This is a genomic window from Robinsoniella sp. RHS, assembly GCF_001029355.1.
GTDB lineage: Bacteria > Bacillota > Clostridia > Lachnospirales > Lachnospiraceae > Robinsoniella > Robinsoniella peoriensis.
In genome coordinates, this window is record NZ_JNGB01000234.1 from 1 (window position 1) to 6,952 (window position 6,952).

The 6,952-nt window shown below is 39.0% G+C and carries 4 protein-coding genes and 1 pseudogene; 2 read left to right on the top strand and 3 right to left on the bottom strand.

The features are described 5' to 3' along the window. Positions 1-502: pseudogene (locus RHS_RS29085) on the top strand (cell wall hydrolase); the annotation flags it as partial. A 245-nt stretch (positions 503-747) separates the two neighbouring features. Here the strand turns inward: RHS_RS29085 and RHS_RS29090 are convergent. The 3 genes from RHS_RS29090 to RHS_RS29100 all read right to left on the bottom strand — a co-directional run bounded on the left by RHS_RS29090 (position 748) and on the right by RHS_RS29100 (position 5,652). Then, complete coding sequence (locus RHS_RS29090) at positions 748-2,571, bottom strand: sensor histidine kinase (RefSeq protein ID WP_044297727.1); 1,824 nt, start codon at positions 2,569-2,571, stop codon at positions 748-750. Then, positions 2,568-4,118: a response regulator gene (locus tag RHS_RS29095; RefSeq protein WP_044297726.1), complete on the bottom strand. Its 1,551-nt coding sequence runs from the start codon at positions 4,116-4,118 to the stop codon at positions 2,568-2,570. The genes RHS_RS29090 and RHS_RS29095 overlap by 4 nt, the downstream gene beginning before the upstream one ends. An 82-nt stretch (positions 4,119-4,200) precedes the next feature. Continuing rightward, positions 4,201-5,652, bottom strand: a complete 1,452-nt coding sequence (locus tag RHS_RS29100; protein WP_047835180.1) for a response regulator — start codon at positions 5,650-5,652, stop codon at positions 4,201-4,203. Between the two features lie 301 nt (positions 5,653-5,953). On the opposite strand from RHS_RS29100, the gene RHS_RS29105 reads away from it, so the two are divergent. Beyond that, on the top strand, positions 5,954-6,952 hold a 999-nt coding region (locus RHS_RS29105; protein ID WP_047835181.1), incomplete at its 3' end, for an ATP-binding cassette domain-containing protein.

Below are 6,952 nucleotides of genomic sequence, written 5' to 3' on the forward strand. Positions count from 1 at the left end.
TGCACGGAATGGATATGTATATCATGTAGTCATGTATATTGGTGACGGACAGGATATTGAAGCGCACAGCAGTGCAAGAGGTATTATCACCAACAGCGTCAGCTACGACAGCGCTGTATGGGCAGTCCGCATTATTGAAGATGACGTTATGATCAATGACGGACCGGAAAATGACAGCAGCGTCCAGGGTGACACAGAGCTTGCCCGGGAACAGGATTATGGACAGCATCTGGGGAACTTTACCTTAACAGCTTATTGCAGCTGCCCGGTCTGCTGCGGTGTCTGGTCGGGAGGGCCAACAGCCAGCGGAGCTATGCCGGTACAGGGCAAAACAGTTGCTATGGGAGGTATCCCATTTGGAACCAGATTGATTATTAATGGTGAAGTCTATACCGTGGAAGATAGGGGAACTCCTTATGGACACGTGGATATCTATATGAATAATCATCAGGATGCCTGTGTATTCGGACGGCAGCAGGCAGATGTATATCTTGCAAATTAAAAAGAACCAGAGCAGATCAGGGAGGGATTTGCTCTGGTTCTTTGCATTTTTTATAAAAAAGGAAAATGATCTGATAACAGACACCATTTACAAAAAATGAGTGAACGAATACCAGACCATCATATCCCCGCAAATATATGATAACATTTTTTGAGGATTAGTCAATGTTGTATTGGATATTTTTTGGAAGTAAATAATAAATTAAATAATTATTTTGTGACTTTATAAATTTAACCAGGCATATTTTAAACAGATATCTTCTTCGCGGGGATTCGGATCTCTACTTCCGTCCCGTTTCCTTCATTGCTGCTGTATGCAAGGCCAAAGTCGGTGTTATTATAAAAAAGCTGTAGTCGTTCATGTGTATTATAGATACCGATATTACTTCCTGAAATACTTTCCCCGGCTCCGGTGAGGATAATTTTTAGCTTATCTTCCGAGATTCCTACACCGTCGTCCGATACAATTAAGACTAAAACTTCATCTTCCAGCCAACCGGTAATCAGGATCGTTCCCATTTTTTCCTCTTTTTCAAAAATACCATGCATAATGGCATTTTCCACCAGAGGCTGAAGAACCAGCTTGGGGATTTCGTAATCCATCATTTCATCCGGGACGTCAATAATAAATTCTATTTTGTCCTGATAACGCATATTCTGCAGCTTTACATAAAGTGAAACCTGGGTAATCTCCTCTTTGAGGGAGATGGCTATATTTCCCTTATTCAGAGTAAGTTTGTAGAATTTTGACAGTGCCTGTACAGCTTCCGTCACCTTTTCCTCCTGATGGCTTAGGGAGAGCCAGTTAATCATATCCAGGGTGTTGTACAGAAAATGAGGATTTATCTGGGACTGCAGGGCTTTAAATTCAGCAATTCTAAGATCTTCCGCTGACTTAGCCTGATTATCCATCAGTGTATTCATCTCGGTACTCATATAATTATACGTATCAATCAGATCACCTACCTCATCATGAATCTGCGCCGTTTCCATAGATACAGGACGTCCTGTCCGCACCGTCTTCATCTGGTTAATAACTGCACCCAGACGTTTTGTAATGGATCTGGAGAGGGTGGTAGCCATAATAAATGCCACACCCAGGAAGAAGAGGTAAAAAAGAACAAACTGTACGATTAAAAGTTTTCCTTTGTTCTGCAGGGATTGTGCAGGTAAAATAGAAACCATATACCAGGAAGTATGGGTTACATTATAAAAGCCGGCATATACTTCTTTTCCGAGAACAGTTTTGGTAATGTAGTTATTTGACTGCATAAACGAGTCTTTAATCGTATCGTAGTTCATCAGATAAGTACCTGCATAAGCACTATCGGAAGAAGATACAAGGGCATTTCGTTCGTTTACTATATATGAGACGGTATTATTTTCTGATATTCCCTGCATAAGCAGCTGATCAATATTTTCCTGGGAAAAATAAACCACTACATAAATAGAAGGGTCCTCGGGGGCGGCGGTCTGCGGCTTAATCTTACGTACATAGGACATTGATCCATAGTTTTCTACCTCTTTTGGAGAAAGGTAGAACTTCGGGCAGAACAGCGAAGGAATGGGTGTACTGTTAAATATGCCGCTCCAATAAGACCCCCTTGCCTCACTGGAATGCAGAAATATGGACTTCTGGCCATTATAATCATCATAAAAATCTTCCGTGGGGAGATCCATATATATTTTTATATCCGTAATAAGATTTCCATCAATCATTGAATTGGTAAAAGTATAAAAATCTTCTGTTTTTGCAGAACGGAGCAGCTGTAGTAAGCGAAACGAATTTTTTTCATTTAAAATATCCGTAAGATAGGCATTGTCCAGAATGGAGTCACTTACTACATTGATCTGATCCATTGCAGCATTGATCGTAGAGGAGGAGTGTTTGGAAAAGTTCTGCTCCTGGCGTATCGTTTCGGATACAATGGTATCATACATCTGGCCGTAAAAAAAATACGCAATTACAATAGTCGGAATAATGATCAGCACCAGATGGGTGATCATAAATTTGGACTGCAGCCGCATATTAGAATACAAATCTTTCAGTGGCTGTAGCGGTTTTATCATTTCAGCACCTTCTCCCTGTACTCAGAAGGTGAGAGACCAACGATTTTTTTAAAACTCTTGCTAAAATAATTACCATCGGAATATCCTACTTTAGAGGAAATATCGGTAATCTTGTACCTGGGGTCAGATAGGAGCTGTTTTGCCTTCTCCATACGGTAATCCGTAATATACTGGTTCAATGTCTGCTGCGTTTCTGTTTTAAACAAAGTGCAGACATAAGATGTAGAGAGATAGACATGTTCGCTGATATCTTTCACAGACAACGTATCATTCATAAAATTCTTCTGAATAAATTCTTTAATCATAAAAATGGTGGAATTTTCCGAAACCTGGTTATTAAGTGCCTCAAAATAATCGTCTATCTTACTGAGCAGTGATTTATGCAGCTCTGCCAAAGTCTGAAATTTCTCAATATATTCTAAGATACTTTCAATTTGAGACTCGGTCCCGGCGGTTACCTGCTGGGATCTACAGCTGTTCTGTACAATCATAAACAGTTTGTAGTATATATCCCGTACCTGATTCGGCAGATAAGACCGGTTATTTTTAAAATAATTAAAAATATGATTCAATATGCCGGCTGCCTCATCTTTATTTTTATCAGACAGAGCTTCTGCAAAAGCAGAGGAAGGATCGGTAAACACGGAAGTAGATAAAGTAGTTGAATTCTCATCAGTCAGGATGCTGTTGTAATCATAGAAAAAGCTGCTCTGCAGCAGTATAACAGCCTGGCTATAGGAATGGTAAACTTTATGTATATCATTTACCGTATTGCCAACGACAATAAAAAAAGTCCCTATCTCACTATACAGAGATTTCAGGTATTCTGAACACTTCAGTATAATTTCAGGAGAAGGTTTTACCGTTCCGAAAATATGATATACAATATGCTGTTCGTGTTTACTTACGTGTATACTCTGCAAATGGTATTTCAGCAGGAATGAGTCTAACTGTTTGTGTATGGTATTGATGGAATTCCCCATGTTTTCATTAAAGTTGTCGGTTAACTTCACAATTAATGTGGTGAAGTATAGGATGGAACTGGGCGGATATTGAAAATCATGCAGTAAATCGTCTATTCCTTCCACATCCTGGGAGGGATAGGTCAAAAGCAGTGCCAGTCTGGAGGATCGTTCCAGAGAAAGTAATGTCTCTGACTGTTTGGTACGGTTCAACTGTTTGTTCTCTTCAATTGCTTCCAGTACAGCTTCTTCAATTTCAAGAGGATCCAAAGGTTTTTCTACATAATTAATAGCCTTTAATTTGATAGCCGCCTTTAGATACTCTTTATCTGAATATCCGCTCATGAATATAATGCATGCATCTGGCAGGATCAATTTTATCTTCTCTGCCATTGCAATACCGTCCATTCTGGGCATTCTTACATCACTCAGTATAATTTGCGGTTTTTCCTTTTTTGCAGTCTCAAGACCATTAATTCCATCATCAGCCAGAAAAATGTCAAATATACCCAGGGATCTCCAGTTCACAGAAGACATTAATCCCTCTCTTGTTAATTGTTCGTCATCTACTATTAGTAATTTCATCTATTGTAATCTCCCTGATTGTGATAGCTACAGTTACATTTTAACAAAATATAAAAAGATTACAATAGGAATCGCCGTTTATTCACAAATTCTCGTTATTAATGCATCTTTGATATTCAGAAGGGGACATATTTGTGCATTTTGTAAATACTCTCGTAAATTGCTGACTGCTGCAAAAGCCTGTTAAAGAAGCAATTTCTTTAATGGAAAGCTGCGGCTGTTCCTTTAATTTCCGTTTTGCATTTGAGATCCGTATCTCTTCCAGATATTCTGTATAACGGATTCCGGTCTTTTCACGGAATAACTGAAAGAGATAATCCGGGGTATGCCCAAACAGTTCGGCAAGGTTTTGTACTCCTATGTCATGGGTATAATTTTTCCTGATATACTGTTTTATTTTTTCTGACAAATCATAATCAGGAGATTCAGGGGAGGCTCCATGTATATCCTGTATTTTTTCCTGTACAGATTGTATAAAGAAGGAAAATGATTCCGTGTGAAATAAATCTCCCGTTACCGCTTTCAGATACAGGGAAAGATTGTATTTTTCACATCTGGCGAAAACACCTTCCAGTGAGGAAACAGGAAAAGAAGGGTTTATCGCCTGATAAAGCAGAGATTCTTCTTTTTCCAAAAATCCTAAAATAATCAGATTAATCATCCTGTTTAATTTTTGCAGGGCATCTTCAGCAACAGACTGCTCCAAATCGTGATAGGGAATCAAATTGCCATATTCACAGAGACTCCGGAAGGTTGCGTGGTCTGATATATTTTCAGCAATTTTAAAACATTCCCGTAAGGTATTGCAGCAAAAGCAGATTACACTCAGCGGAGAGCGATTCTTCCTGGTCAGGTTCTGGAGAAAAGTAAGGGTCTCCCGGCGCATAGGGTCTTCTTTTAATAGGATAAGAAGCGCACCGTCATCCAGATATAGAAAACCATTGCATACAGGAGTTGATGAGTTGGCTGAAAAATAATCCTGGATCCTGGTCTGGATCTGTTGATACATGGAATACTGTTCATGAAAGTCAGGGGAGTCTGCATACAGTACATATCCCTGGTATTCGGCGGGATAGTCCTCCGGAATCTCTCCATAAGACTGGAAACTATTATAATCCTGAATTAGCTGATGCGGAAAATTGTTATAACTGACCCACTTTAACTTTTCCAGTTTTTTACTGACCTGTAACAGGCTTCTGTTAATATCCTCTAACGTAATTGGCTTCACCAGATAATCCTTTGCACCCAGTTGGATTGCTTTCTGGGCATAATGGAAGTCTGAATATCCGCTGAGAATTACAATATTGGCATTGGGACAGTGTCTTTTTGTTTCCTCAAACCCTTCTATTCTGTCCATTAAGGGCATTTTTATATCCAGGAATATGAGATCCGGGTGCATTTCTTTTGAAACCGTTACCAATTCCTTTATGTTATTTGCTTCAAATATTCTATGAAGACCGGGATATTCTTTGTGGATCATACAGGTGAGCCCCTGGCGTGACATTTTGTCGTCATCTGCAATTAATATTTTCATTTATGAGAATCCTCCTTATAAGATAATAGTGCGATGTTATTTTCTGTGATCATTATAGCAGATAAATGTATGATTGTATCAGTCATATCATAGATTTTCTGTTAACAAATCATAAACTCATAGATACTGGATAAATAAACCTTTTTAGCTATTATATGGACAGATTGTTCATAATTTATTCAAAATTCAAAAATATTTTACCCTGAATCCAATTATTTTCCTGTATAAATTAAATTAGCCAGATGATAGGATATTAATAGATCAAAGATAAATGAAAAAAGATAAGGGAGGAGAATAAAAGGTGTCTGAGTATGTTCTTGAATTAAAAGGTATTACAAAGATATTTCCAGGTGTAAAGGCTCTTGACAAGGTACATTTTCAATTGAAAAAGGGCGAGATACATGCACTGATGGGTGAAAACGGCGCCGGAAAATCCACGTTTATAAAAGTAATTACAGGTGTACATAAAGCAGAAGAGGGTGAGATGTTCCTGGATGGCAAGCCTGTAAATTTTAAAGGTCCAAAGGATGCACAGAAAGTAGGAATCGCAGCAATTTACCAGCATGTTACTTCCTATCCGCATCTTACGGTTACCGAAAATATTTTCATGGGCCATGAAGATGTAAAACACGGCATGATCCAGTGGAAGAAAATGAATGAAGAGGCAAATAAGCTCCTGAAAGAATTAAATGCAGATTTCGATGCAACTGCAGAAATGGGATCCTTAAGTGTTGCGCAGCAGCAGATGGTAGAAATTGCCAAAGCACTGTCTATGAAAGCCAGAATCATCATCATGGATGAGCCTACGGCAGCGCTTACCAAAAGAGAGTCCGAAGAACTTTACAAAATAGCGGAAAAGCTTCGGGACGAAGGAGCATCCATTATTTTCATCTCCCATAGATTTGAAGATATGTATCGGTTGGCAAGTAAAGTTACCGTATTCCGGGATTCCCAATATATCGGAACATATGGTGTAGATGGAATCACCAATGCAGACCTGATTAAAGCCATGGTTGGACGTGAAATTAATGATTTGTTCCCGAAACCGGATGTTAAGCTTGGCCAGGAAGTATTGAGAGTAGAAAAATTAAGCCGACAGGGATATTTCAAAAATGTATCCTTTAGCGTAAAAAAAGGTGAAATCCTGGGACTTACCGGACTGGTAGGAGCCGGACGTACCGAGGTAGTACAGACCATATTTGGAGTAGAGAAGTTTGATTCAGGCAAGGTTTACCTGGAAGGAAAAGAAGTACATATCAAACAGCCTTCAGATGCCATGCAGTTAGGTATCGGTCTTCTG